We start from the raw sequence: 25,911 nt of genomic DNA on the forward strand, positions 1-25,911 counted from the left end.
TTTGGTATAGTTTAATTGTCCAGAAAAAACATTACCAAAAGCAGGTGAGGTGTCTCTTATTATGATAACGAATAACAGACTGAACAATCAACTACCAAAAGAAGTAAAAGCTATAAGGCAAAAATTTGTTTTTACTTCTTCAAAGTAAAAAAGCTAAAGATTTGCCGGAAAAAAACGCTATTTATCGCTTCTTAAATAACCCTCAATACAATTGGCGCAGGTTTTTACTTGTTTTGAGTACTTTCACCATTATGAAGGTAAGTAGTTTAACGAGACACGACCGTCCGAAAGTGCTGATCGTGGACGACTCATCTTATGAACGAAATCGCAGTAAAAAGGTTGAACTGCTTGCTCGCTGTTTCGATCATTCTTCTCAAAAAATGCGTTATTACAAAGGATTTCGTATGCTTACACTCGGCTGGTCAGATGGTGCTACATTTTTGCCTATTGATTTTGCTTTATTAAGCTCTACGAATTCCCAAATCAATGGGATTGATAACCGAATCGATAAGCGTACATCCGGTTATAAGCGGAGAGAAGATAATGTATTGTAGATTTCTTGATGATGTGCTAATCTATCCATACGAGAGACATGAACCTCCTTGTTTGGGTAGTTTGGTAGCACATCTATTCTAACCAAGAAATCGGTTCATGTCTCTTTTTATGTTTATTTGTAAATTTATGTTAGTAAATTTGCTCAAGTACAGTTTATTAGAATGCCAAATTGTATGGATTTATTATCGTTGTAACCATGATTTTCAATCTGTTCCCCTTTTACCTCGTTGGCGGGGAAAAAATCAGGCCACTTTATCTTTCGCTCACCCAATTCCTCTCTTTATATTTATCGGAGACCTGGAAGAAATCAAGTTGGAGTTCCTTGTGCTTAAAATTATCCCCATTTTTCAGTTCTTTCGTGATCGGTTTCATATGGGTGTTATCATGGCGCGCAAGATTTTTTCTTATTACTTGTTGGAGAGACCGAGGGCTTTATTATTGTTAAGAGGGATGGGGAAGAAATAGACGGTGTCATCTCGACATATTTCCACTTTTAAGAACAATACTGACATCAAAACTGTTCTTTTTTTGTAAATAAAAGGCGTTTACGCTTAATATTTAGTCTTTTGTGATGAATCTAAAAATTTTATGTAAATACAGGTTATAATCTGATTAAAAAATAGTAGTAAATTAAAAAAGGTGAAAAAAATGCTAAGGAGGAAAAGCAAAATTAAGAATTACTCATGGAAAGAGTTTTTTAAGTTGATAAACTTATCAAAACCTAATATTGGTTTATTTATTTTTGCTTGTACGACTAGTGCTGTTAGTGCAATCATTTCTACGTTTGTCCCGAATTTTTTGAAAAAATTTATTGATAGTTTTGCTCAATCCAGCAGCATCGATGGAGAAATATTACTGTGGCTGGTCATATTGTTTGTTATTCATATAGGAACCGGCGTGGTAGCCAGCTACTTATTAAGCGTGGTCGGTTTAAACATTGTCACAAATTTAAGAGAGATTACATGGACTAAAATTGTAAAGTTGTCGACTGAATTCTTCGACAAAAATGAATCGGGTGACATCGCTAGCAGACTGGTTAATGATACAACAGTTATTTACAATTTGGTGAGTATTTCATTTTCACAATTTGTTAACGCAATATTAATGATAATACTTTGTGGTTTTTGGTTATTTTATTATGACTGGGAATTATCTTTGATTATTATTATGGCTATTCCATTATTTCTTTTATTCTTTGTTCCATTAGGAAGGATCCTATCTGAACTTTCCAAAAAAATGCAAAGTTTGACAGGAAAGCTTAATATTAATGCCATTGAAATGATAACGGAAAATAAATTGATTAAAGCTTTCACCGCCGAAGATCTTCAAATAGATAAAGGATTGAAAAACATAAATGAGCTTAGGAATATTGGGATAAAGCAAGCTAAATGGATGGCTGTGATTAATCCTATTATTAATTTGATTATGATGTTAATAATTATTTTTATTGTAGGGTATGGTGGAGTGAAACTTGCGAATGGTGAGTTGTCACCAGGAACATTCATTGCTTTTTTAACACTGATTTTTTATATTACAGGACCTATTGCTAATTTCGGAGGTTTCTTCTCTCAATTACAAAAAACAAAAGGCGCGACCGAAAGAATCTCTCAATTAATTTATGAGAGTGAGGAGGATCTTGATAAAGGAAAGCCATTAAATGTTACAGGTAAAAACATAGAACTAAAAAATGTTAGCTTTAAATATGTGACTCAAGAAAATCAGTCATTTTCTTTACAAAATATTAATTTGACATTAAAAGGAGGTCATACTTATGCATTGGTTGGTCCGAGCGGCAGCGGAAAAACAACTCTTTTTTCCCTATTGGAAAGATTTTATAGACCTACGAATGGAAGTATTTTCATAGATGGACAAAATATCGAGGATTTTTCTCTAAAATCTTGGCGTTCACAAATTGGTTATGTATCGCAAGAACATAGTTTGATTACCGGTACTGTAAGAGAAAATATATTATTTGGCATTGATGGAGATCTTCCGGATGAGGAAGAAATCATCAATGTTTGTAAAATGGCATATGCTTGGGAATTTATTAAAGACTTGCCTGATGGATTGGATACACATTTAGGGGAAAAAGGTTTAATCCTTTCTGGAGGGCAAAAGCAAAGAATTGCAATAGCAAGGATGCTTCTTAAAAACCCAAAAATAATTTTATTGGATGAAGCCACAGCAAATCTGGACAGTAAATCGGAGCAAAAAGTACAAGCTGCGATGAGAAATATTATAAAAGGTCGGACCGCAATAGTTATTGCACATCGATTATCTACTATCATCAATGCGGATAAAATAATCTTCATGGAAAACGGTAGAATAACGGGGCAGGGTAATCATGAAGAATTACAAAAGAATCATCCATTATATAACCAGTTTTGTGAACTGCAGTTTCAAAACTCGGTAAAAAAGGAGGGGATTATGATTGGATAATAAAAATCATCTTTATTTCAATTATTTGAACGCTTCCTCAGAATATTACATAAGAACAAGGCGAATGGTTAATAGTAAGGTTTATAAGGTGCCAAATTTACCAGATTGTTGTGTTACTTCTAATGAAGAAAACTCCCCTTGGGTTTTCTATACTTTCAAAGGGAAAAAAATTAAAGATCAAGGATGGAAAATACATGTAAGCGCAACACTAGATAATGCACATGAGATTTTAGAGGATGTAAGTAAAGTTTTAATCGATCGGCAAATTGCTTTTAAACATATTATGGATGAATCTAGTTTACTTACCATAAATTCAAAAAATGGGAACAGAACAAATTCAGGTAAATTCATAACCATATATCCTCCGACTGATGAAGTTTTTTTAGAATTACTTGATATTTTGTATGAACAAGTTAAAGACAAAGAAAACGGTCCTTATATTCTAAGTGATAAATGTTGGAAGGATAGTAACATCTTTTACCGTTACGGGGGATTTAGAACAATTTCTAATGAAAAAGGGGAACCTTGCATTAAAGACCCGGATGGTAATTTGATACCGGATTATCGTACCCCATATTATCAAGTGCCTAAGTTTGTTGAAGAGTTTGACCGATTTTTGGATTCAAAAAATATTTTAGATGAAGGAAATGAAGAGGATAGAAAGCAGCTGAAAAAATACAATTTTCAAAGAGTACTTCGCTATACAAATGGAGGCGGAATATATTTAGCTGAGCGGGTAGACGATAAGAAAAAGGTTGTGATCAAAGAGGCCAGACCAAAAGTAGGTCTGGATGGCAAAAAAAGAGATGCAGTTGAGAGGCTTAACGTGGAATATAAAGCTCTGACCCAACTTGCGGAAATTAAAGGTGTAGTGAATATTATTGATTATTTTAAATCATGGAAGCACTTATTTCTTGTTGAAGAGTATATTGAAGGGCTTGATTTAAAACAATGGATTTCTGTCAGATATCCATTCCATCGTAAAAATGATAAAGAAACGTATATTGCTCATGTCAAAAAAATCATCCTTAGTTTAATCGATATTATTTTAGCAATGCATAGCAAGAATATAGGAATGGGTGATTTACAACCGTCAAATATAATGATAGATCAAGAAGGAAATGTCACACTGATCGACTTTGAATCAGCAGCCCCTTTAGATGACGATACTCAAGCAGCAATGCAGACAATTGGTTTTGCCAGTCATAAAAATAAAAATCATAAAGAACGGGATTGGTATGCAATTAAGAAAATTTTAAGATATTGTATATTGCCAATCGGACCCGTCAGCAGTATTGATGAAAGTATGACATCATACCAAAACCGATGGATTGAACGAGAATTCGGAAAAGAATTTTATACTTTTTTCAGAGATATAGAAAGGATTTGTGATAAACATTTATCTGAAACGAAGGATAAAGAATTTGCCGTTGTTCATAATCCCCATAAAAAACCAACAGAAGAAATAAGTTCAATCCTTGAGGGATTACGAAAAGGAATAATGAAAAATTTAATACCGGAAGAAGGACTGATTCATGGGGATATAAGGCAGTATGAAACTCCTGGGGGAAAATATAATGTACTTACGGGCGGGACTGGGGCAGCTCTTGCTTTATCCAGATCCGGTTATGTTGATAAAAAAGTATACACATGGATTGAACACTATTTAATCAATGAATCGCATTCTGTATCACAGCAAGGGTTATTTACAGGAAAGGTCGGTATTGCTTCAACACTATATGAATTGGGATATAAAGAAGAGGCCTTGTCATTATTTAATCGATATTTTGAAAACCTTGATTTAAATGATGTATCACTAAGGTCTGGTTTAGCCGGGATCGGCTTGGCTTATATTAGTCTATATTTGGAAGAAAATGATAGTAATTATCTGAAAAAAGCGGAATCAATTGCCACACATATTAAAAAATTTATTGAGAATTACAAAAGTTTGAATGTATATGATTGGGCAGCTGTTCCGATTGGATTATTGGATGGTTGGTCTGGTATAGCCTTATTTTATACAGCTATTTATTCTGTTACAAAAAAACTAGAATTTTATTATTTGGCCAAGGATTTAATTGGAAAAGATTTACAAAATACGAGATTAGATGAAAGTATTCAAATCTTACAAACGATTGATGACAGAAATCGTTTATTGCCATATTTATCTGGTGGAGCAATAGGCATTGGAGTGGCTATCTGGTATTTAAATCATGTAGTTGGCGAAAATTTGCATCAGGAAAAATTGAGATCAATCGTTAATCTCAATGGAATTAGATGTACATTCAGTGGAGGATTATTTGATGGAATAGGCGGATTCTTATTATTGCCGCTTATAATGGGAGATAAAATTGAGAACATGGAAAAAAATATCATGGAGTCTATTGATAAATTAAATCTGTTTCTTATTCGCCGGGAAGACGAAATTCGATTTCCAGGTAATTTCTGTTACCGTCTATCTGATGATTTGTATACGGGTAGTTCGGGAATAATATTAGCTTTGTGTGCAATTTTGAAATCTAATCCATTATACTGGCTGCCTATTATCAATATCGATAGTTTTATAATCAAGACAAAGAATATCCTTAGTGAACATATAATACGAGCTTGATCTGTAGAACATGAAAGGAGGTGAAAATGATGAAGGAAGTATTAGCACTGCAAAATTTGGAAAGTCAAGAAGTTGAACCGCAAGGCTGGACAACGATTACTTGGACAGTAACTGGATTTTTGTCAACAATCAGCAATAATTGCTGAGGAAACAGATCTTATTCTTATTTATCATCGAAGAAACTCTCAACTTAGTAAGCCTACGAAGGAATGAATATAACAGGACATGAAAGGACGTGAAAATGATGAAGGAAGTATTAGCACTGCAAAATTTGGAAAGCCAAGAAGTTGAACCGCAAGGCTGGACAACAATTACTTGGACAGTAACTGGATTTTTGTCAACAATCAGCAATAACTGTAATTAATACAACTCTCCATTTTTATAACAGATAGAATTATACTATAGCAGGAAAGGAATAGCAAGTTATACAATAATCCTTATGCTATTCCTTTTCCAGTTTAATCCAAATGAACAATCTGACATCGAAATTGTTCTTTTTTTTGTCATCAAAAAGCGTTTATGCTAAATATTTAGGTTTTTGTGACGAATACGCAAATTTTATACTGGCACATGTTAGAATTTTACTGTATACAAAATCGTGTTTTGAAAAAATAAAAAAATCACCTGCTGGAACCAGTTATTTCAACATGAATTTTTATCAGATAACAGTTTTTTTTGGAGGAAATAGTATGGATAATATTCTAAAAGTTGAAAATTTAAAAAAAACATTTCCGAATTCTCATTTTAAATTAAATAATGTCTCATTTTCAATTCGATACGGTTCGATTGTTGGTTTTATTGGTGAAAATGGCGCTGGCAAAACAACAGCAATGAGGACAATCGTGGGAGCATTAAAAAAAGACGGCGGTTCGATAAAAATATTTGGAAAAGAGATAAATGAAACCGATGCAAAGATCAAGGAAGATATAGGCGTTGTCTTTGATCAAATAAACTTTTCCGGTAATTTGAATGCAAATGAACTATCAAAAGTTATGAAGAATATTTATAAGCAGTGGAATCAGGAAAAATATTTTGAATATCTTAAAAGATTTTCGCTTCCCACGAAAAAAAAATTCAGGGCTTTTCCCGAGGCATGTCAATGAAGCTTTCCATCGCCGTTGCCCTCTCCCATGATCCTAAATTATTAATTTTAGATGAAGCCACCTCAGGCTTAGATCCGGTTGTCAGAGATGAAATCTTGGATATTTTTCAAGAATTTGTTAAAGATAAAAAACATTCGATTCTATTATCATCTCATATTACAAGCGACATTGAAAAAGTAGCAGATTCTCTGATTTTTATAAAAAATGGGGAGATTATTTTAACAGTCGATAAATCTGAATGGCTTAATAACTATGGGATTTTTACCTATGATAAAAATGAATGGAAGGGCATGGACCATCTAATTGTTACAACTTATAAAAATAAAGTATTAGTTTCGGATATAAATGATATTCCGGATAAATTCGCCAAGGAACACTTTTCGATTGATGATATGACACTGCTATTATTGAAAGGGGAAAAACGATGAAGGGGTTGATTTTAAATAGTTTTTATTCAGTCAAGGAAGGTATTAAACTATCCCTTTTTATAACTATCATAGCTGTAGCGGTTTTGATTATCACAAAAAAATCATTGGCGCTCAATATTGCCATACTCTTGCCAATTCCGGTTTTATCGTCTATTGCATTTGATGCTTTGAGGCAAGAAAGTATTTCAGGTTGGAATCATTACGAACGTATCCTTCCTGTAGAGAGACATCAAATTATCCAAAGTAAATATCTGACTTTCCTATTGTCGCTTTTATTCAGTATATTGGTAACTCTTGCAATTGTTTTTTTGATTAACTTTCTCCCTTCTGTTGAAGGTGTAAATCTTAAGTATATGCTTTGGGGGATGGGCATCATGTTTTGTACAGCATCTACCACTTATCCGCTAACGTATATATTAGGGAATGACAAAACGGAGTTAACAAGGATGATCAGTTTAATTTTTACCATTGGATTATTTGGAAGTATTTATTTATTAGTATCCACATTCATGGGTGAAAAAGAAAATGCTGATCAACTATTTGCTGTAAGTTTCTTGTTTGTATCTGTTTTATTTTTTATCATTTCATATTTCATTTCCATAATTGTATATAAAAGAAAAGATTTTTAGTAAAAACGGCAGGTTCTAGAAGGACATATTATGATATTGTAAATAAATTCATTGAAATATTAAAATAATCATAAATTACTGTAGACGGAATAATGGTAAAAGAGATATACTTGCCTTAGATAAGTGATATTGTCAAGGTGAGGATGAGTTTGTCTACTCTCGCTGTTTTGTTTTTACAATTCGCAATAACAGTGATGTCCTTGAAAATCATTTCAAATATAAAAAGATTTAATTTAATGGATGTAATCATTGTTTTAGTTATGAGTCTTATGACAATGATCCTAACCGGAATCATTGGTTCTTATGCTTCGGTGATTTTGTTTCCGTTCACCTGTTGTCTAAGTTATTACTATCACAAGGAACTTATTAATTCGTTGTTTTACGGTTCTTATACCTTATTGGTTGTACTTGTCAGTGATCATATTTCTTATTATATTGATACAATCAGCTTTGGTTCGATTCCTGATTTGACAGATATTCAGATTTTATTTCATTTTACTGTTTATTCCGTGTCCGGGATATTGCTTTCTTTGATCGTACGTAAACTTTTTCAATATATTGTTAATCACCAATTAATAACATTTATGGCTTTTATAGGATTTTCCACTGTTTTTATTTATTACGGTTTAATTTTCGGGTTAAATTCTACAGGTGAAACCGGTAAATTTATTGGGTTGAGCCTATTATTTTTTTTAATCTATTTATCTATTTCCATTATTACATTCATTATTTATGCCATTCATCTAAAAAAACAATTTAACTTACAAAAGAAAGTAAAAGAATTTGAAAGTTTGATGAAATATACCAGTGAAATTGAAAAACAATATCAAAACATGAGGAAATTCAGGCATGATTATCAAAATATCCTCTTATCCATTGAAATATTTATTTCTGAGAAGGATCTGGAAGGATTAAAAAAATATTACGAAGAAGTTTTGAAACCGACATCGAAATTCCTGTATGAGAATAATTTTAAATTGGGAAATTTAAGCAAAATCAAAATCAAAGAATTGAAAAGTATATTTGCCTCTAAGCTGATGCTAGCTCAAGAATTGGGCATCAATGCAAGGTTTGAAGCCAATACGTATATTTTCGAACTTCCCATCGATTCCTATACATTAATCACATCAGTCGGCATTTTATTGGATAATGCTATTGAAGAATTAATACATATCAAAAATGGTGAGTTGTCAACAGGCATCATTAAGGATGGAAACTGTTTTTCAATCATTGTTCAGAATTCATGCCGCAGTAATATCCCGAAAATCCATTTGTTGAAAGAACCGGGATTTTCCACTAAAGGGAAGGGTAGAGGATTAGGTTTAAGTAATCTCCATGAATTATTATCTCCGTTAAAAAATGTTACAACTGAAACGACAATAAGAGATAACTTATTTACCCAAATCATCTATATATACATGGAGGATTAGTACATGTTTTTCATATATATCTGTGAAGATAACCTTTCAGAAAGAAAATTCATAGAAAAATGTGTAGAAAACTATATTATGATAGAGGACCTGGATGCTAAATTGAAATTATCTACGGATGATCCTCATTTGCTGATAAATCATGTACAGGAAAATCCAAATGATACCGGACTGTATTTTATTGATGTGAATTTACAAACAGACATGAACGGTTTAGAATTGGCACGAAAAATCAGAGACCTGGATGTCACAGGGAAAATTGTGTTCATCACCACACATAGTGAATTATCTTTTATGACATTTACATATAAAATTGAAGCCATGGATTACATCATTAAGGAAAATTTAGGTGAACTGACAGGTCGGATCCGGGATTGTATTGACGTATCCTATAAAAGGTATTTATGTGAAAAAGGGGGAAAACAAAAAATTTTTAAATATAAAGTAGGAAATCAAATACGGACCGTCAATTATTCTGATATTATTTTCTTCGAATCATCCTCCGTACCCCATAAAATCATTATGCATTTAGAAAATTCGAATGTTGAGTTTTATGGCACAATCAAAGAGCTGGAAGGATTGGGGGAAGAATTTTGCCGTTGTCATAAGTCTTATGTTGTGAATAAAAATAATATTAAATATATAGATAAAACCAATAAACGGGTGGTCATGAAGAATGATGAGATCTGCTTGGTCTCGGTTAGAGGTATGAAAAAATTGAAATGAAATTTCATATTGAGAAATGTATAAAGACAGTAAGGGGGCTTGAATGGAATAAATATTTAATTTCTTATCATATTACTGTAGTTGAGCAATTTTAATTACAATAATTACCATATAAAAGAGACAAACAGGGTACCCCTTATGCCACGTGGAGCTGTTTTTTCACGGTATCAATGGGAATATTTTGTTTCGCTGCACGGTAAATGAACTCCACGAGGCTATGTCCTTTTCTCTTGCGCAGAAGATCGAGCCCATCAGAAAAATCGCTGTTCGACTCGAACATGCTGTACACGTAAGCAAGCTGCACCAAGATCCAGTAGCGTTTCACCGCCCGACGTCCGCGAACGCGGTATCCATCGAGTTTCAGCTGGTCTTTCGCTTGACGGAAAAAACATTCGATCGACCAACGCTGGGCATAGTAGCGCAAGATCTCTTCATCGCTTAGATCCCGGTCGGTGCTCAAGACGCAGTGAAGATGTTCAGGTGTCATCGGCTGATCGGCTTTCCAAGCCAACAACACAACGGCATCATCGAGACCTTTCAGCGCTCCCTCGTAGCGATACACGCGATAACGCTCTTCTCCCACCGTGACGAGATGGGTGTCGTTCGGTTCGATATAGCGGGCAAACTGTTTGGCTTGGATGGCGATGCCTTTTGGATAAAGAACCCGATTCGTCTTGAGCATCGCAATGACGTGGAATCCTTTTTTCAGGCAGGCTTCCACGAGTGTTTTCGATGGGTACCAAGAATCCATCAGCACATAAACAGAACCGTGCACATCCAAAGAAGAAAGCATCTCGATGGCCCATTGACCCTTGCTTTTCCCATCCGCCTTGTCGTAGAGGCGAAACGCAAAGGGAAAGGCTTGCGTCATCGTATGAACCATGAGCCAGACGAGAGAGTGTCCCCAAATCGACTTTTTGTCCGCGTGAGAATAATGCCAATTACACCCTTCAATAGCGTGTTTCGCCTGTGACGAAGGCTTCGTTTTTCGGCAGATCGTATCATCGATCGAAACAAAAATGGGGTGATTCTCTCGCTTGGCCGTTCGTTCCACATGACGAAGCATCCACTGCTGGAGTTTGCGAAGCAAGATTTCTTCATCCCAAGGGCTTTTCGTGAAAAAATGGCTCAGTGTCGTTCGATGGTTGGGATGAAAGCTCTCATGATGCAGATCGGTCAAGGTTCCCACAAATCCTTTCGTTGTCAGCGCATCGATAATATGAACGAGATGCTTCATGACCGGCTTAGAGAAATAAAGGGCCAGCCCCAACATTGCGAAAAACTTGTCGATTCCTTGGTGATGTGGTAGTCTATTCATGAGACATGAACCTCCTTGAGAATGGTTTGGTGACACATCTATTCTAATCAAGGAATCGGGTTCATGTCTCCTTTTTTGTTCGGATGTAAATTTATGTTAGTGAATTTGCTCATCTACAGTAGTTTAGTACAGGTTTACTTGCCCCTACTTTTCCTGTAGTATCACTTCTAAAGAAATGCCATTTAGCACCTTTTAGTTCCTTCTTTTTGATTAATAAGGCGTCTTTATCAATCTGTTTTCTTATAGTTGAATTTAACGAAACATAACCAACTTTAGATTCATGTCCAATTCCAGAAGTATCGAGCACGTCTATATATCTACCACCTAAAGGAGTTCTAAAATATTCTTGTTTACTTCTTACTTTTACTAATGTTTCTAAATACTTCTCTCCAGCTCTTCCACTACTAAAAGATAATTTAGCTTTTTTTGCAGCTGATTTTGTAACTTGTTTACCTGATTGTTTGGAAACATACTTAATTGCTCCGCCAATTATACGTACAACAACACTTATTATAGATGCTTTAGCTTCATTTTCAGAGATGGTTATTTGTTCACCAGTATTTTTTTCTATTAAAATAGCTTTAAATTGTTCTTCAGTATTCTCAATTATTTTTACATCATATACTGTTTTTTCAATCTTATCCCCAACATCTAATACGGAACTAACTGTTATATCATTACCTTTTAGATTTGAATCTATAATTAAATCCGTAGCATATTCATCTGTATCAATATCTAATTGAAGTTTGATTCCATTGCTGTCTAGGTTTTGAATAGTAGGTTTAATTTTTTCTGCATTATTAATCCCGATACGGATCATAGGCATATTCGTTCATCAAAAATTCCTCGAAGCCTTCCCACACCTCCCTCTTGCCCTCATGGACGTAATGGCGCTGATTCACGAATTCGATCCGTGAGCCGTTGCGCTTCCACCCTTCGTGAACGATCAGGATTTGTCTTCCTTAGCCCGTTTTTCTCTTCCCTTGGCGAGAGACAAACAGTCCATCGGCCTCCCACAAACAGCATCCGTCCATATTGCTGGTCAACCGGGCAGTGCAGCGGAGCTTCGGCTTCGAGCACCAACTGGCGGATCGCCTCATGGCTTATCACCGGATACCCGACCATCTGGGCAAGCGTACAAGCCGCTTTGCGATAAGAAGAGCACTCCACAACCAATCCCACCGCCGTTTCTTCTAGACAAGGACTGATTGACTGCGATCCATCAAACGCTAGAAGGGAGTCAAGCAAAAACGTGTAACGGTTTTGTTCTCGGTCTAAATAGTAGTTTCGCTCAAAGGTGACTTCGCCAAACAGGGTTTGAATCGTGGTGCGTCGTTTGTCTTTCAAGTGGTACCGGCGCTTGTCCCGGGTTTCCGCCAATTGTCGGTCGATGTCCTCCAACAAAGCCGTAAACAGCTCAGCGAAGGCGTTTTGCAGGGCTCGAAACAAATCAAGTTCGATCTCTTTCCATGTCAACGAATTTGTGGTAAGATGTTGTTGAATATTCATGGGACTCTCTCCTCCTGTTTGATAGTGTGGTCAATAATCATCTTATCAGGGAGAGAGTCCTTTTTTCATGTTCCTGCTTGGGATCCTACCGCGCTTTCGCTTGGTGACCCCGATGAGGGGATTACGAACCTACGTTCCCCCCCTCATCGGGAATTCTAAGAATTTCTCCCACAAACATTTTACGCACACCAGAAAATATTTATGGAAAATGCAAAGCTAGATAACGCTAGATACCATGCATGGTTTCATCATCATAACTCTGATTGATGGATTACTGTTGCAAAGAAAAAAGAAGGTAAATTCATCCAATATCATTACAAACCACAGGAATTGGCTGAAAAACTAACAGAATGGCTCGAAGAGGATGTTTATTTTAGCCAGAATACATTTTATAAGCCTAGCCGACAAATTACGAATATAAGGCAATTAAAGTCGTTATATGTTGATTTAGATTTTTATTTGTTTAATTATAATCCGAACTGGATAATCGGCAAATTAGAATACGATTATTTTGGCCAATCGATTCCAGAGCCGAATATAATCATTTTTAGCGGTCAAGGAATGGTTTTAATTTGGCTTATAGAGCCTGTTCCTTACAAAGCTTTACCGTTATGGCAAGCGGTACAAAATCACTTCTTAGAACAATTAAAAGAGCTAGGGGGCGACTCTAGGGCGGTTGATGCTTCAAGGGTATTCCGCATTGCTGGAAGCATTAATTCAAAAAACGGTGTAGAAGTAACAGAGCAATATCGTCATAAGGAACGTTATGTCTTGAGAACGTTAATTAAAGGAGAAATGATTTTTATGGAAACTTATACAACCCTCAAAAAGATTACTCCTTCCTATGACCCTTGGGAAGCTTATTTAGATATGAAGGAATACGGTGAATTAACATTATCAAATATAGAATTTACCACCACCACAATCTGCAATATGCGATGTGAGCATTGCGCTGTAGGATACACTTTATCTCCGAAAGATCCGGAAGGGCTGCCGCTCGATTTACTTTTAAAAAGGCTAGACGAAGTGCCGACATTGCGATCCCTTTCGATTACCGGCGGGGAGCCGATGCTTTCGATAAAATCTGTGGAAAATTATGTCGTTCCCATTTTAAAATACGCACATGAACGCGGGATACGAACCCAAATCAATTCCAATTTAACATTGGACTTGAAACGCTATGAAAAAATTATCCCGTATTTAGATGTTTTGCATATTTCCCATAACTGGGGAACAGTCGATGATTTTGTTGAAGCCGGATTTGCAATGATGAAAAAGAAGCCTCCATATAAAGAACGTGCAAAATATTTTGAACGAATCATTGAAAACTCTAGAGCTCTGGCTGAAGCGGGAGTAATTGTTTCAGCGGAGACGATGCTGAATAAACGGACGGTTCCTCATCTTGAAAAAATCCATAGACAAATTGTAGACGAAATGAAATGTCAACGCCATGAGGTGCATCCAATGTATCCAAGTGATTTCGCTAGCAATCTTGAAACGCTCAGCTTGGATGAGATACGCGAAGCAATTCATAAGCTCTTGGATATCCGCGACGAATCAGTGTGGATGCTGTTTGGAACACTCCCGTTTTACGCTTGCAGCGACAATGAGGAAGATTTAGCATTGCTGAAGCGATTGAGAGAAAGCAAAAACGTGACTGTTCGAAATGACCCTGACGGCAGATCCCGTCTCAATGTCAATATTTTTACAGGGGACATTATTGTGACAGATTTCGGCGATGTACCGCCGCTTGGAAACATCAAAAAAGATACTCTTTTATCAGCCTATGAAAAATGGATGCAATCCCCGATTGCCCAACAGCTGAATTGCCATTGTCCAAACGTAGCGTGTCTTGGGCCGAATCTTTTAGTGAAAAATAGTTATTACCGAGACTTAGATTTTACAAAAAGAAAAGCGCGCATATAAATAAAAGGGCTTGGGCTTCTTTCGGCAATATACTTGCCTTTCGCCCGCCCTTTTCTATTATCTAGGCTGATTGGTAATAAGAAAGTGGAAGGATGCCCGATCCTGCACAGGAATCCATGCTCCAATGCCTTGTTGCGTAACATTTTTGACAACAATTTGCTTCTTGCTTCCCTTTAACATTAAATACACTTCTCCGTAAGTGACTTTTCCTTTTTCGTTGACAGCGGGAACGTATGCGTATAAATACCCCATTTTTTTCGGCGGGATATTATATACTTGATTTTTTTTCGTCCCGAAGCCGACAATTGTTTCAAATGCTAGCGGCATTTTCGATTTCTTTGCCGCCTTCATCAGCATCAATTTTTTGACATCTTTATGATCAGAAATTCTAGCGGTTAATCCTCCTTTTACCCGTTTTTGCGCCTCCTGTTTATAGCTAATTTGAACGGGCGACTTACCGCCTCGATTGTCAAAAAAGTTTGTATTGATTTTTTGATACTCCCAATTGACGGTTGTTTCCTCAGATTCATAATTCAATGCCCACCGTCCCAAGTAAATGGCGGCTCTATATCCTATGGCGGTTGGAGAAGGTGTAATGGAAGACTCATTTAACATTTTAATTAAAACAGGATTTTCAATCGGGACGTTGGATGTTTTGATTAACTCTTTTGTTAATTCACTTGGCTGTAAATAAGGAAGATTTTGACTCGGATTTGGATACGTATTTTCTTTTGAAATATCCATCACCGATTTGGGGATAGTTGGTGCTTCAGCGAAGCTTAAGCTTGAAAAAACCGATGCAAGCATGACTGAAATAAATAACGTCATTAGCTGTTTCATGTGGTTATCTCCTTTCAAGTAGCCTTTGCTTTTAGTTTTTTCAAGCTATTTGTATTTTATCCGCAAAATATCTTCCCCATGATGACATAAGCAGCAAGCAAAGTAGCCCCTTCAAACCAGTTCGTATCGCCGTCATTGGAAATTACAATCATGAGCAGTACTCCTGTCGCCATGGCTTCTGTTTTCAGAAAAAATGCCGCTCGTCTTTACACTTCCTGAGTTGATTGCCGAAATTAATACAAGCAAAGGCGCAACAAACATGGCGATCTGCAAGGTTGATCCGATGGCGATTTCAACCGCTACATCCATTTTATTTTTGTAAGCCATAATAATCGCAGACGCATGCTCCGCTGCATTTCCAACAATGGCAACGACAATTACCCCAATAAATAATTCACTCCAGCCAAGTTCATGAGCGACCGTTTCAAACGTATGTACAAGATTTTCCGAAACATATGCAACCGCAATTGTTGCCAAAAACAAAATGATGGTTGCGATCTTGCCAGACCATTCCGGGCTTTCGTGTTCTTCGATCTGCTCCTCTTTTTTCTGATAAACTCCCCGATGGGTTACCAATTTAAAAAACAACGCAGCTAAATAGAGCCCGATCATAATGATGGAAATGCCAATGCTTAACGTCAATGTGTCCGTATCATTCATTGTTTGTGCAAACACTTCTGGAATGACAAAGGCAACAATGACCGCAAACATTAACAATCCAGAATTATGTCTTGCGTCGTATTCATTAAACTTCTGCCGCTTGTACTTTAATCCACCGACAAAAAACGATAAACCTGCAACAAGCAGCAAGTTGCCGATTACAGAACCTGTGAGAGATGCTAAAACAACTGAAATTAAACCTGCTTTTAACGCAAAGATTGAAATAATGAGCTCAACAGCGTTCCCAAAAGTCGCATTCAACAGTCCGCCAATTCGTGGACCTGCCACAATCGCCAAGCTTTCTGTCGCTCTTCCCATAAAACTGGCAAGTCCGATAATCGTTAAACAATAAATTGCAAATAGAAGCAGTGCATTCCAATGCATCAAACTGCCAATAAAGGACAACGGCAATCCAACAACAACCAAGATCGATAATATACGATTGAACATAAAGCTCACCACCCATATTTAGCAATAATTTTCCCGAAAACTTTGCTTACTTATTTTAACAAAAGTTGTTTAAAATAAACATTTCCTTCTAAAAAAAGGCCGTTTACAATTATGGAAAAAATTTGTCCGTAAAAATTATTTTTATTCTGACATAAGCACTATATTTTGATAAATCTAAAAAATACAACAACAAGAAAAAAATGATGTCTGAAGCAGAAGCCTTTTGCCGATTACAGCTTCGGATGATTGACGGTATACTATAATATGGTGGTTTTTGCAAACATTTCACAACGTTATCGTGCTTGGACCTTCTTCCCTTTTTAAAAATGAGGACAGCCGCATGTGTAAAGCCTGTCGATCATTTTGTAAAAAAACCCCTTTATTTTAATCAGGCGATATAGTATGATAATTTTAACGAAATGACCAAAATGTCCATTTAGTCAATCAAGAGGATGAGGTGCATGGCTATCGATCGAAAACAAAATATTATTGATGCGGCGACAAAATCTTTTTCCTTATTCGGGTATAAGGCAACGACGATAGAACAAGTGGCGAAACTCGCGAATGTAGGCAAAGGAACAATTTATACGTTTTTTAAAAGCAAAGAGGATTTGTTAGACGAAATTATTTCCTCGGTTATAGTAGAAATAAAAGAAACGGCAGAGCATGCAATGGACCCCGATCGTCCATTTCTTGAAAACGCCCATCGCGCTTTATATCGCATTGCAGAGTTTCGAAAGCAACATCCATTAACAATTAAGCTTCTCCAAGAAATTCGGGATATCGGGACTCCGGCCGTTCAAGAAGTGATGAAAAGATTGGATCGGGCGATTATCGCCTTTATCCGCGAAAAAATTGACAACGCCATAAAAAAAGGAGAAATTCGCAACTGTGATTCCGAAATCACCGCCTTTTTAATGTTAAAAATGTATATCGCCCTAAACTTTGATTGGGAAAAGGAACATGAGCCGCTGCCAAAGGAGAAAATCGCTGAATTATTTGAACTGTATTTTTTAAAAGGATTGTCGAAATAGATAGTCCTTCTTCTTTTATCATAAAATGACTAAATGAGCAAAATGGTCAAAAGTACGAAAAAGGAAGGAGATAACCGTTGCGTGGAATCTCATTATTTTTACATGAGCTAAAAATGATTGTAGCGAATCGGAAAATTTTGATTCCTGTTATCGCTATTTTATTTATCCCCATTATGTATAGCGGAATGTTTATATGGGGATTTGGAGATCCGTATGGTCACTTAGAGAGATTGCCGGTCGCTGTAGTCAATCAAGACAAAGGGGCAACATTGAATGGGGAAAAGTTAAAGATCGGCGACGATCTAGTGGAAAATCTAAAAAAGAAAAAGCAGCTTGCTTGGGAATTTGTTGACGAGAAAGAAGCGGAAAACGGATTAAAAAACCGGAAATATTATCTAGTTATCAAAATTCCAGAAAACTTTTCAAAGCATGCAACTACGATAAAGGACGAACACCCTCAAAAAATGGAGCTCATTTATATGCCGAATGAGAGCATGAACTTTTTCGCAGCACAAATCGGGGATAAAACCATTGAAAAACTGAAAGAAGAAGTTGGTGATACATTAACGGAAACATATGCCGAAACAATGTTCCAAAATATTAAGAAGCTGGCAGAAGGGCTCGAATCGGCAAGCGAAGGAGCAAAGAAACTGCATGACGGCATTGATTCAGCAAAACAAGGAGCAATAAAGCTGAAGGACGGGGTTGATTCGGCCAAAGATGGTTCACAAGAGCTGTACAACGGCGCGCTCTCTGCGGAACAAGGAGTTCAAGAAATATATGGACATTTAAAAACGATGGCTGAAAAATCATTGATATTTAAAAATGGGCTGCAATCCGCTAGTTCCGGAGCCGAGCGTCTGAACAGCGGAATGAACCGTTTTAATTCTGGTCTTGAACAATTGATTGCAGGCCAAGAGAAATTGCTCGATGGTGCAGAAAAGGCAAGAAATGGTTCTCAGCAGCTGGCGGATGGATTAAAGCAATCACTTCATGGAATGAAACAAATAAATGAAAAAGCTCCTCAGCTCGCAAACGGAGCCGAGAAAGTACGAAGCGGAGCCAGCAATCTGTCGTCATCACTCGGACAATGGGCTAAGGGAGCAGAACAAACGAAAACGGGAGCGGCACAGGTGAGTGCCGGACTGGAACAACTGACAGCCCGGCTTGATGCTATGATCGCTCAAACGTCTGATCCGCAGCAAAAAACGGCACTCAAAGAACTGCGTGCAAGTGTAGGGCAGCTGGCGGATGGAAGCAAACAAGTAACAAGCGGTATCAGTCAGCTTTCCGAAAATGCTGCAGCATTGAAAGATGGAGCTGATCAGCTTTCTTCTGGATCAGCGCAATTGCATAGCGGAACAGTCGCTTTAAGCGACGGTCTCAAACGACTAGTAGCAGGGCAAGAGCAGCTCGCCGCAGGTGCCGAATCATTAGCTGGCGGACAGAAGGAGCTCTCCCAAGGATTATCGACATTCGGTGAAAAAATGAATGAAGCGAAAAGCGGAATAACCCAGCTGATGGAAGGAAGCGGACAATTATCAGCCGGCTTGCATGATCTCGCTTCCGGTTCTGATCAACTGCAAGATGGCACTAATCAGCTTGCTGCTGGTTCCGGCGAATTAGCAAACGGAATGGAAAAACTCACAAATGGGTTAGGGAACTTTTCACACGGAATCGAGCAGCTCTCTAACGGGTCTGGTCAATTGACGGAAGGAATGACGACGCTGGATAAAGGTTCTAATGAATTGGCAGAAAAATTGCACGATGGAGCCAAAGATGCCAGCAACGTCAAAGCGGACAAAGAAATATACGATATGTTTGCAAAACCTATTAAAATTAAAAACGAAAAATTAAACGAAGTTCCTAACTATGGAACGGGGATTGCTCCGTACTTCTTATCGCTGGGATTGTTTGTCGGCGCCTTGTTCGTAACAATTGTGTACCCTCTTCGTGAACCAGCAACTACACCTAAAACGGGAATGAGTTGGTTTTTTAGCAAGTTTGGTGTTCTCGTTATGATCAGCGTCATGCAATCGTTGATAGCCGATACAATTTTACTAGCAGGAGTAGGCATTGAAGTGCAAAGTATTGCGAGATTTATCGTATTTACGATCATCACAAGCTTAACGTTCATGACGTTAATTCAGCTGCTTGTCACAACGTTAAGTGATCCGGGAAGATTTTTAGCAATCATTATCTTAATCTTACAATTAACTACAAGCGCCGGTACCTTCCCGTTAGAGTTAATCCCAACAGCGTTGCAGCCGCTCCACAACTGGCTGCCAATGACATATTCCGTAGCCGGCTTCCGTTCAGTCATTTCGAGCGGCGATTATGCGTTTATGTGGCAAAATGCATTTATTTTGCTCATTTTTATGATCGTGTTTGTTCTCACAACGATCACCTACTTTACAATCCAACATAAACGCCGTTTTAGCGAGGCCGTATAACTATTTGTTTTTGAATTTGCCGGACGAACTTTTACACCTTCGACTCTAGCGTAATAACTGAAAGGAAATTTTTCAGAACTAAATGTGGTAAACCGGCAATGCCACAATTCCTCTTCATAAAAATGAAATAGAAGCAGATCTCTATCATCTGCTTCTATTTTTTGTTGAAACTTTTATTCATTCAGCGATTCGCCAAAAAGGCCTTCAAAAATGGATTCTTTTATAGGACGACGAGGGGTTGGTGCCTCTCTTTCCTGCAGGCTTTCCGGCAGAGCTTCTTTTTCCCCTTGATAGCCAATTGCAATGAGCGCATTGATTGCATACTCTTCAGGGATGTTTAAAACTTGACGTGCTTTTTCAAAGTCTATGCCTGTCATCGGATGCGTAATCAAGCCTTTTCTTGTTGCTTCTAATGATAAATAGCCCCAAGCTGCACCTGCATCAAAGGCGTGGGAACCGATTTCCCCCCGCTCGCTAGTCTTTTTAGAAATAATCAAGGCAAAAACCGGGACGTTTTTGCACCAAATTTGATTAAACTCGCCAATGAATGACATAAATCTTTTGCGGTCTTCCTCTGTGCGAGCGATAATAAAACGCCATGGCTGGAAATTGAAAGCAGAAGGCGCCCAGCGTGCTGCTTCAAAAAGGCTTAGTAACACATCCTCCGGAACCTCTTTAGTTAAAAACGAACGCGGAGACCAGCGTTTTAAATAAATAGAATCAATTTCATATTCGGCCTGGCGGGCAAGCTTCGTTTGTGTCATCACATTACCTCCTAGAAATCAGATCGGAATTATACACATTTATTGTATTACATTTTTTTCTAAAAACAATTTTTTTGCTCATAAAAGCTTTTATTTTAGTTCAAATGTTTCCGTAATGTTGATGCTGCCTTCTACTGATTGAACCATTGGACAATTTTTGTGCGCCAGCTCCAAGCATTTTTGAATTTGCTCACGGTCCAAATCCTCGCTGGAACTTGAAATGATGAAATGAAGATGAATTTTTTCAATTCTGTTCGCTTTTTCTTCGTTCCGTTCAACTTCAGCTTGAATCGTAATATCGTCATAAACGATTCTTTTTTTATCTAAAATTTTTCTGAAAACACTTCCGCTGCAGCCAGCAATGGCGGAAACCATCAATTGAAATGGACGGAATCCGTATGTAACATCACCTGCCACATGCAGTTCTCCGTATTCAAAAGTTGTTTTATATCCAATTTCCTTCATTTGAAATTCCATGCTGTATCATCTCCTCCATTAATATCTACAATTTTATTGTAATTGATTAATTTTTTTATTTGCAATTAATACAAATTGCGGGAAAAAAATTAAAAAATAAGTTGAACATCTACTCCATCTGTTATATAATAGTTACAAAATAAAAAAACTGTATCATAACATTATAGAGGAGAGGGGAAAAATGATGAAACGGCAGGAAAGAAAAAATATGATTGATTTTATTGAAAAAATAGGAAATATTGATCGGGAAACGCTTATGTACATGACGGATGCGGACATTGAACACATTTATGCTTCTATTTATGATCGATATTTAGAAATGGCTGAGTAGAAAACGCAAAAGAAGCCTTCTGCCGCCGGAGGTCCGATGCGAACATTCCCGCAAAAAAAAGAAGCTTCAACGCGCAGACACTCACCTATTGCCGAACTTTATTTAATAGCTCTGAACTCATGGCAAACATAGCTAAATTCTTGCTGAATACAAAAACCCGGGCTGTCGAAAAAGTCGACAGCCCGAGGAATGCGCTTGATAATATCTCTCTTAATGGTAGCCGTTTTGGCCGTTCGCACTTCCGCTTGTTTTATGCTTCGGCTTGGATTTTGAGTTTTGCTTGTTGTGTTGACCGCCTTTTTTTGATTGCTTTGCCACTCGTATGTCCTCCTGTTTACGTCAATTTTTTCAGCCTCATTTTTAATATGACCATGTGAAATGAAAAAAAGTCTTCGAAATAAATGGCGGCCTTTATTAATTATTGGAATTTTTTGATAAAATTGCATTGATCTCCCCGCCTAATATAATAATAACCGCGGAAAGATAAAACCAAATTAGAAGAATGATCACCCCGCCGAGGCTTCCATATGTCACGCTGAAATTCCCAAAATTTCCGACATAGTAAGAAAATAGAAGAGAAACAACAATCCAGCCAACGGTAGCAAATAAAGCGCCTGGATATGCTTCAGAAATTTTCATCCGTTTATTTGGCGCAATAAAATACAGTCCTGTAAAAACGATGCACAAAATAACAGCACTTAATAACCATCTTATCGTATTCCATATCGTTAAAAACACTTCTGTAAATCCGAACGCCCGAAATATAAACAAGCCTATCTCTCTGCCAAACACCGGAAGCAGCAGTGCAACTAAAATGACTAAAATCATGGCAAAAGTCAACAAAATAGACATCAAGCGAGCTACAAGGAAATGACGGTTTTCTTCCACTTGATATGCTTTATTAAAAGCTCTGACAATCGCATTAATCCCATTTGAGGCAGACCAAATTGTTCCAATGACTCCGAACGACAAAAGGGTCACATTTTGAGTTTCAATAATATGCCTCACATTGTTTTCGATCAATTTCATTGTATTTCCCGGTGCATATTGTGCGACAAAATCAAGAACAACATCTGAAGAGAGGGGCAAATATGCAAGGAGATTCATTAAAAAAATAAGGAATGGAAAAAGAGACAAAAGAAAGAAGTAGGCTAACTCCGCAGCTAAACTTGATATTTCATCTTCTTTAAACCGTTTAAAAAGCTCTTTAGCGATTTGAAGAAGGTTGATGTGGTCATCCATCTTGGCACCTCATTTCAAACTAGTTTCTGTCAAAGGCGCTCCTTCCATTTCTCTTTTGCTTCTTTCATTATTTCCATTACTTTCGGTGTCGTTTCTTTTAATTCTTTCACTTTTTCAGAAACAAATTCAATATCTTCGATTGTTTGCTCGATTGTTCTTTTGACAGAGTTCATTTTTTCCTTTGTTTTATCAGCAATCTCCATCGGATTTTCTGCGCACTGCTTGATTTTGCTAAAAGCTGATCTGCTTTTGCTGATTACATCGTCCCTTGTTTTTTTATCCAATAAAGAAAGCGCTGCGCCTGCGATCGCTCCGATGAACAGCCCTTTTAACAATTTATTTTGCGATTTCATTTGACTTTCACCTCTTCTACGAAAGATGGTGTTCTTCTTTGATCTTCTGGAGCAGCCCTTTGCAGCCTTTGACAACCATGTCATAAACCTCTTCAAAGTTCCCAGTATAATACGGATCAGGGACGTCCAAAATATCAGCATCTGGTACGAAATCCATTAAACGACTGATTTCACCCGTATTGTTATATCCTGCCATCCGGTGCAAATTTCCTAAGTTTTCTCCATCCATGGCAATAATATAATCAAAATCTGATAAATCATTCTTATGAATTTGACGTGCTTTTAAACCTTCATAAGAAATTTGGTAACGGTCTAATATTTCTCGAGTCCCTCTATGTGGCGGGCTTCCTACATGCCAGCCTCCCGTTCCCGCTGAATCGACAAAAATTTTATCTTCCAGACCTTCCCGTTTAACTAAATCACGAAAAACCGCCTCAGCCATTGGCGAACGGCATATATTTCCTAAACAAACAAAAAGTACTTTTATCATTGCTGAAACCTCCTGAAACCATTGCTTCAATCGTTTTTTCATAAGCTGCAAAGAATAGTTTGGAAAGATCAATTTTTTTGATCATAATATTCAATCTTTCATAATACATGATACAATGAAACAAATAAAAAAACGAGAGGATGAAATCAATTGAATTTATGTGAAAAATCAGCAGAAAATATGGAATACATGATTAAAAAAATTACAGAAAAATTGAATATGATCAACATCAGTGCAGTTCAACCAACACATTTTAATGTAAATATGTATGAAGACCTAAAAGAAATTTATGACCATGTAATGAAAAAAAATACTTTCAGCCCCAGCGAAATGCAAGCAATTGCAGAGGAATTGGGGAACCTACGAAAGAGCACTCTTTAAGTGAATTGAGCTTTCTGTTGGCTCGTTTTCGAATGGGCTTGTGCAAATGACGGCAATTAGTGTTTAACTTAGCGATGTTGAAGTGTTGTGAAAACTCGCAGCTGCTGTCCTCATCAGCTTGCTTCAGTTGATTTGTTATATGTGGTTCTATACGCTTCTCAAAACGATGTTCGAGTCACATTAGGAACCGCCCAATCTGCCATCCATCAGAGGTTTAGCTTGGATTCTAAAGCAGGCGAATCGTGTACGCGCTCCATTTTCATCATTCTCTTTTTTCTTTTGCAGGAGAAAAATAAAGATAGACCTCCTTGTTGTTTAGATGCCAGATTTCAGAAGAAATCGTTTTTACTTTAAAGCAGCTTTATAAATTCAGTATAAGCTGCTTTTTGTATAATAACTTTTTGTCAAAACGGTGTCTATTTTTTGAACAAAATGTGAATTTTTTGTTTCGTTTTTGTGACAAATGATTTATAATAAAAGAAAACGTTTTCTTTGTTTGGGGGTCAAAAAAATGGTCGTGACACTTATGAAATATTTTTATTTATTCGTTGCTCTCTTCTGTTTATTGTCTGGAATTTTGGTCGGTTTTGCAAAGGAGCTTCCGCTTTCGGTGATAGTCATTTTCTTAGGCTTTTTCAATCTTGCTTTATATTATGTCTTCCATAGAGAAGCCTTGAAAAAACAGCAAATTTAAAAGAATGGCGAAAATAAAGGCACCATTCTTTTTCGAAAACGTCAAATAAGCTTTTTATAAACTTTATCTTTATAAAATTGAGATGCAGATGTGTTGAATATATTCCTTTTCTTCACGATTCGTTCCAATGCTAATTGTTTTTCCGACAGCTTTTGTTGTAATTTTTTCCTTTCTGCTTCATCTTCACAGCATTTTAGTAAATCTTGAATAGTTAATAGTTCCTTTTTCAAGTCATTTTCTTGATCGACCATTCCGGCGTTTTTCAAAAGACGATAAGCCATTCGAAGTTCTTCCGGAATATCAGACAAATCGTCATGCGGGAGAGGCTTCCCCATCCCGGGAAGTTCTTTAAACTCTCCCTCTTCATATGCCTTTTTGATCCGATCCTCAGCAATTTGTGTAAATATATCCACGCTTCATCCTCCCTTCGACCGTTATGTTCGTTCTTTTTCTAAACGCTTTACCCGCTTTTTCATCGCTTTTGTTAAATATCCGCCTTTAAAAGAACGAATTTCATATGAGCTTAAAAACGCTTTTGGTTCTATTTCATTGACAAGGTTTAAAAATTCTTCCTCCCGAGACCGTTTGGCAACAACGTCCAAACGATACCTGATCGAATTCATTCCTTCTCCTTGAAAGACCGTAACCCCAAAACCAGCCTCCCTCAATTTTTTGACTAATTCGGAATTTTTATCCATTAAATTCACATTGTATGTTACATATCCAAAAGCCAGCTTTTTCTCCAGTTCACCGCCCAACAACAGCCCTGCACCAAAACCGATAATATATGCACTAATATTGTAAATATTAGATAAATCTTGAAAAACTATTCCTAAAGCGACAATATAAATCGCTGCTTCTAGCAAACCTATACCAGCAGCAGCCTTTGTTTGATTTTTCACTAACAAAATAGTTCGGATCGTCAATACTGGTACATACAATAATTGCAGCAAAAAAATAAAAATTGCTTGTAGAAACATGTTGCCTAGACACTCCTTTGTTCCATCATACTATAAATTATTTTCGAAAAGAAAGAGCTATCATAAACTCAAAATCTGAGATTTGAAA

The 25,911-nt window shown here is 37.0% G+C and carries 26 protein-coding genes and 3 pseudogenes; 17 read left to right on the forward strand and 12 right to left on the reverse strand.

Annotation, left to right across the window (positions count from 1 at the left end; all coding sequences use genetic code 11):
* Positions 1 to 167: 167 nt before the first annotated feature.
* The 11 genes and pseudogenes from NSR00_RS10240 to NSR00_RS10285 form a co-directional block, all read left to right on the forward strand.
* Positions 168 to 536: pseudogene (locus NSR00_RS10240) on the forward strand (transposase); the annotation flags it as partial.
* A 188-nt stretch (positions 537 to 724) separates the two neighbouring features.
* Positions 725 to 1,000, forward strand: coding sequence for a DUF6044 family protein (locus NSR00_RS18085; RefSeq protein ID WP_445659564.1), 276 nt, complete (start codon positions 725 to 727; stop codon positions 998 to 1,000).
* A gap of 257 nt (positions 1,001 to 1,257) precedes the next feature.
* Entirely contained in the window at positions 1,258 to 2,994 is a 1,737-nt protein-coding gene (locus NSR00_RS10245) for an ABC transporter ATP-binding protein (RefSeq protein WP_340788521.1), read from the forward strand.
* Entirely contained in the window at positions 2,987 to 5,605 is a 2,619-nt protein-coding gene (gene lanKC / locus NSR00_RS10250) for a class III lanthionine synthetase LanKC (protein ID WP_340788524.1), read from the forward strand. The genes NSR00_RS10245 and lanKC overlap by 8 nt, the downstream gene beginning before the upstream one ends.
* Positions 5,606 to 5,634: 29 nt before the next feature.
* Positions 5,635 to 5,751 carry a class III lanthipeptide gene (locus tag NSR00_RS10255; protein ID WP_340788527.1) on the forward strand — a complete coding sequence of 39 codons (117 nt, stop codon included), beginning with the start codon at positions 5,635 to 5,637 and terminating at the stop codon, positions 5,749 to 5,751.
* A gap of 98 nt (positions 5,752 to 5,849) precedes the next feature.
* A complete protein-coding gene (locus NSR00_RS10260) occupies positions 5,850 to 5,969 on the forward strand; it encodes a class III lanthipeptide (protein ID WP_340788528.1) in 120 nt (39 codons plus the stop codon).
* Between the two features lie 325 nt (positions 5,970 to 6,294).
* A complete protein-coding gene (locus NSR00_RS10265; RefSeq protein ID WP_340788530.1) occupies positions 6,295 to 6,708 on the forward strand; it encodes an ATP-binding cassette domain-containing protein in 414 nt (137 codons plus the stop codon).
* Positions 6,705 to 7,136, forward strand: coding sequence for a hypothetical protein (locus tag NSR00_RS10270; protein WP_340788532.1), 432 nt, complete (start codon positions 6,705 to 6,707; stop codon positions 7,134 to 7,136). The genes NSR00_RS10265 and NSR00_RS10270 overlap by 4 nt, the downstream gene beginning before the upstream one ends.
* Positions 7,133 to 7,765 (forward strand): ABC-2 transporter permease, encoded by a 633-nt coding sequence (locus tag NSR00_RS10275; protein ID WP_340788534.1) that lies wholly within the window; start codon positions 7,133 to 7,135, stop codon positions 7,763 to 7,765. Before NSR00_RS10270 ends, NSR00_RS10275 begins: the two co-directional genes overlap by 4 nt.
* 149 nt (positions 7,766 to 7,914) lie before the next feature.
* The gene (locus NSR00_RS10280; protein ID WP_340788535.1) at positions 7,915 to 9,195 is read left to right on the forward strand and encodes a sensor histidine kinase; all 1,281 of its coding nucleotides are present in this window, start codon (positions 7,915 to 7,917) and stop codon (positions 9,193 to 9,195) included.
* A 3-nt stretch (positions 9,196 to 9,198) separates the two neighbouring features.
* A complete protein-coding gene (locus NSR00_RS10285; protein WP_340788537.1) occupies positions 9,199 to 9,921 on the forward strand; it encodes a LytR/AlgR family response regulator transcription factor in 723 nt (240 codons plus the stop codon).
* Between the two features lie 136 nt (positions 9,922 to 10,057).
* Here NSR00_RS10285 and NSR00_RS10290 read toward each other — a convergent pair whose 3' ends face one another.
* The 3 genes and pseudogenes from NSR00_RS10290 to NSR00_RS10300 form a co-directional block, all read right to left on the reverse strand.
* The gene (locus NSR00_RS10290) at positions 10,058 to 11,239 is read right to left on the reverse strand and encodes an IS701 family transposase (protein ID WP_340788539.1); all 1,182 of its coding nucleotides are present in this window, start codon (positions 11,237 to 11,239) and stop codon (positions 10,058 to 10,060) included.
* A 109-nt stretch (positions 11,240 to 11,348) separates the two neighbouring features.
* On the reverse strand, positions 11,349 to 12,065 hold the full coding sequence (locus NSR00_RS10295; protein WP_340788542.1) for an SAR2788 family putative toxin: 717 nt from the start codon (positions 12,063 to 12,065) through the stop codon (positions 11,349 to 11,351).
* A pseudogene (locus tag NSR00_RS10300) lies at positions 12,043 to 12,748 on the reverse strand (UPF0236 family transposase-like protein); the annotation flags it as partial. The gene NSR00_RS10295 and the pseudogene NSR00_RS10300, both read right to left, overlap by 23 nt.
* Before the next feature lie 804 nt (positions 12,749 to 13,552).
* Here NSR00_RS10300 and yfkAB point away from each other — a divergent pair.
* Positions 13,553 to 14,674: a radical SAM/CxCxxxxC motif protein YfkAB gene (yfkAB, locus tag NSR00_RS10305; protein WP_063386763.1), complete on the forward strand. Its 1,122-nt coding sequence runs from the start codon at positions 13,553 to 13,555 to the stop codon at positions 14,672 to 14,674.
* A gap of 57 nt (positions 14,675 to 14,731) precedes the next feature.
* Here the strand turns inward: yfkAB and NSR00_RS10310 are convergent, their stop codons facing one another.
* Positions 14,732 to 15,481, reverse strand: coding sequence for a YfkD famly protein (locus tag NSR00_RS10310; protein WP_420534710.1), 750 nt, complete (start codon positions 15,479 to 15,481; stop codon positions 14,732 to 14,734).
* Between the two features lie 89 nt (positions 15,482 to 15,570).
* Positions 15,571 to 16,624: pseudogene (gene cax, locus NSR00_RS10315) on the reverse strand (calcium/proton exchanger).
* A 461-nt stretch (positions 16,625 to 17,085) separates the two neighbouring features.
* Here cax and NSR00_RS10320 point away from each other — a divergent pair.
* Both NSR00_RS10320 and NSR00_RS10325 read left to right on the forward strand, forming a co-directional pair.
* Positions 17,086 to 17,658: a TetR/AcrR family transcriptional regulator gene (locus tag NSR00_RS10320; RefSeq protein WP_066247743.1), complete on the forward strand. Its 573-nt coding sequence runs from the start codon at positions 17,086 to 17,088 to the stop codon at positions 17,656 to 17,658.
* A gap of 77 nt (positions 17,659 to 17,735) precedes the next feature.
* The gene (locus tag NSR00_RS10325; RefSeq protein WP_340788548.1) at positions 17,736 to 20,111 is read left to right on the forward strand and encodes a YhgE/Pip domain-containing protein; all 2,376 of its coding nucleotides are present in this window, start codon (positions 17,736 to 17,738) and stop codon (positions 20,109 to 20,111) included.
* Between the two features lie 173 nt (positions 20,112 to 20,284).
* Here the strand turns inward: NSR00_RS10325 and NSR00_RS10330 are convergent, their stop codons facing one another.
* Together NSR00_RS10330 and NSR00_RS10335 are read right to left on the reverse strand one after the other, a co-directional pair.
* Positions 20,285 to 20,875, reverse strand: coding sequence for a nitroreductase family protein (locus NSR00_RS10330; protein ID WP_063386768.1), 591 nt, complete (start codon positions 20,873 to 20,875; stop codon positions 20,285 to 20,287).
* A gap of 90 nt (positions 20,876 to 20,965) precedes the next feature.
* A complete protein-coding gene (locus NSR00_RS10335) occupies positions 20,966 to 21,352 on the reverse strand; it encodes an OsmC family protein (RefSeq protein WP_063386769.1) in 387 nt (128 codons plus the stop codon).
* 184 nt (positions 21,353 to 21,536) lie between these two features.
* Here NSR00_RS10335 and NSR00_RS10340 point away from each other — a divergent pair, with 184 nt between their 5' ends.
* Positions 21,537 to 21,683, forward strand: coding sequence for a BH0509 family protein (locus NSR00_RS10340; RefSeq protein WP_063386837.1), 147 nt, complete (start codon positions 21,537 to 21,539; stop codon positions 21,681 to 21,683).
* 414 nt (positions 21,684 to 22,097) lie between these two features.
* Here NSR00_RS10340 and NSR00_RS10345 read toward each other — a convergent pair whose 3' ends face one another.
* From NSR00_RS10345 to NSR00_RS10355, 3 genes are read right to left on the reverse strand one after another with little or no spacing between them, the layout of a single operon-like run.
* Complete coding sequence (locus NSR00_RS10345) at positions 22,098 to 22,925, reverse strand: YihY/virulence factor BrkB family protein (RefSeq protein ID WP_063386771.1); 828 nt, start codon at positions 22,923 to 22,925, stop codon at positions 22,098 to 22,100.
* A 29-nt stretch (positions 22,926 to 22,954) separates the two neighbouring features.
* Complete coding sequence (locus NSR00_RS10350) at positions 22,955 to 23,278, reverse strand: YtxH domain-containing protein (RefSeq protein WP_063386772.1); 324 nt, start codon at positions 23,276 to 23,278, stop codon at positions 22,955 to 22,957.
* A 16-nt stretch (positions 23,279 to 23,294) separates the two neighbouring features.
* A complete protein-coding gene (locus NSR00_RS10355; protein ID WP_066247737.1) occupies positions 23,295 to 23,768 on the reverse strand; it encodes a low molecular weight protein-tyrosine-phosphatase in 474 nt (157 codons plus the stop codon).
* A gap of 150 nt (positions 23,769 to 23,918) precedes the next feature.
* Between NSR00_RS10355 and NSR00_RS10360 the strand changes: the two genes are divergently transcribed.
* Complete coding sequence (locus NSR00_RS10360; RefSeq protein ID WP_063386774.1) at positions 23,919 to 24,149, forward strand: DUF1128 domain-containing protein; 231 nt, start codon at positions 23,919 to 23,921, stop codon at positions 24,147 to 24,149.
* A 511-nt stretch (positions 24,150 to 24,660) separates the two neighbouring features.
* The gene (locus NSR00_RS10365) at positions 24,661 to 24,843 is read left to right on the forward strand and encodes a hypothetical protein (RefSeq protein WP_063386775.1); all 183 of its coding nucleotides are present in this window, start codon (positions 24,661 to 24,663) and stop codon (positions 24,841 to 24,843) included.
* A gap of 41 nt (positions 24,844 to 24,884) precedes the next feature.
* Here NSR00_RS10365 and NSR00_RS10370 read toward each other — a convergent pair whose 3' ends face one another.
* Both NSR00_RS10370 and NSR00_RS10375 read right to left on the reverse strand, forming a co-directional pair.
* Positions 24,885 to 25,256, reverse strand: a complete 372-nt coding sequence (locus tag NSR00_RS10370; protein WP_340788551.1) for a DnaJ family domain-containing protein — start codon at positions 25,254 to 25,256, stop codon at positions 24,885 to 24,887.
* Positions 25,257 to 25,277: 21 nt separating this feature from the next.
* Positions 25,278 to 25,823: a DUF2179 domain-containing protein gene (locus NSR00_RS10375; protein WP_340788554.1), complete on the reverse strand. Its 546-nt coding sequence runs from the start codon at positions 25,821 to 25,823 to the stop codon at positions 25,278 to 25,280.
* Between the last annotated feature and the right edge of the window lie 88 nt (positions 25,824 to 25,911).

The sequence above is a fragment of the Aeribacillus sp. FSL K6-8394 genome, assembly GCF_038008865.1.
Lineage (GTDB): Bacteria > Bacillota > Bacilli > Bacillales > Aeribacillaceae > Aeribacillus > Aeribacillus composti.